General features: G+C 38.5%; 1 pseudogene. It reads left to right on the top strand.

Features of this window, described 5'->3' with window-relative positions:
* Positions 1–95: 95 nt before the first annotated feature.
* Positions 96–1,425 (top strand): annotated as a pseudogene (locus AMS66_RS31460) (IS3 family transposase).
* Positions 1,426–1,445: the final 20 nt, after the last annotated feature.

The raw sequence follows: 1,445 nt of genomic DNA on the forward strand, positions 1-1,445 counted from the left end.
TAAAATGTACCCTATAAGATGGACACTTTGAAAAAAGTCCATCTTATAGGGTATTTTGTTTATAATGAAAAAAAAGATGTTGGAGCGGAAATGTTATGACGAAAAGATTACTGACGAAGAAAGAACAAGAACTACTAAAACGGAATCCAAATGTAACCACTGTTAGTGAAAAGGCGATTACGTACACAGATGAATTTAAGCGTCATTTCATTGCACAAAATGAACAGGGTAAACTTCCTCGTGACATTTTTGAAGAAGCTGGCTTAGATCCCGATTGTATCGGTTTGGAGCGTATCCGTTCTTCTGGAAAACGTTGGCGTGCTTCGTATCGTGAAGCGGGTGTAGAAGGCTTACAGGATACACGTAAAACGAATTCAGGTCGCCCATCGGAACGTGAATTAACATTAGAACAAAAGATTGAACGATTAGAAGCAAAAAATCAATTGTTACGAGCGGAAAATGAACTGCTAAAAAAGCTCGATCTACTCGAAAGGCAGATGTTGAAGAAGAAATAAAAGTGGCAGTAGAGCTGAAGTTTGAACTCATTTATCGGACGATCAGAACGTATAAATTGAAGCGGTTGGTCAGCTATCTATGCGATGTTATGGAAGTGTCACGTTCTGGATACTACAATTACTTCTCTGAAAAATCAGTGCAAAAGCGCGTAGCTAAAGCCAAAACGGATGAGATTGTAAAGGAAATTATTTTAAAGGCGTATCATTTTCGTGGACAAAAAAAGGAGCACGCCAAATCAAAATGACATTAGAGAATCAATATAAGATGACGTACAACTTAAAGCGTATCCGCCGTATTATGAAGAAATTTGAGATCATCTGTCCCATTCGAAAGGCTAATCCAGCCCGTAGAATGGCAAAAGCAACGAAAGAGCATCGCACATTTCCAAACGAATTACAGCGCAATTTTAAGCCAGGCGAGGCGGGAAAGGTGTTATTAACCGATATCACATATTTAACGTACAAAGGCAATAAACGTGCGTATTTATCGACGATTAAAGACGCACAGACAAATGAAATTTTAGCGTATGAAGTTTCTTCTTCGTTAAGTATAGGAATTGCGCTAAACACGCTTCGTAAATTACAGAAGCATCGCCATTTAACCAAAGATGCCTTAATCCATTCCGATCAAGGCTTTCACTATACGAGCCCCCAATTTCAATCCGTAGTGAAGAACATGGGATTAAGACAGTCCATGTCACGTCGAGGAAACTGTTGGGATAATGCTCCCCAAGAATCGTTCTTTGGGCATTTTAAGGATGAAACGAATATTAAAGAATGCGAAACATTAGAAGAAGTAAAACGAGAAATTAAGAGTTATATGACTTACTACAATCATGATCGAGGGCAATGGAATTTGAAAAAGCTGCCGCCTGTAAAATACAGACAGCAGCTTCAACAAGTTGCCTAGTTTTTTTTCAAAATGTCCTT

The organism is Paenibacillus xylanivorans (assembly GCF_001280595.1).
GTDB lineage: Bacteria > Bacillota > Bacilli > Paenibacillales > Paenibacillaceae > Paenibacillus > Paenibacillus xylanivorans.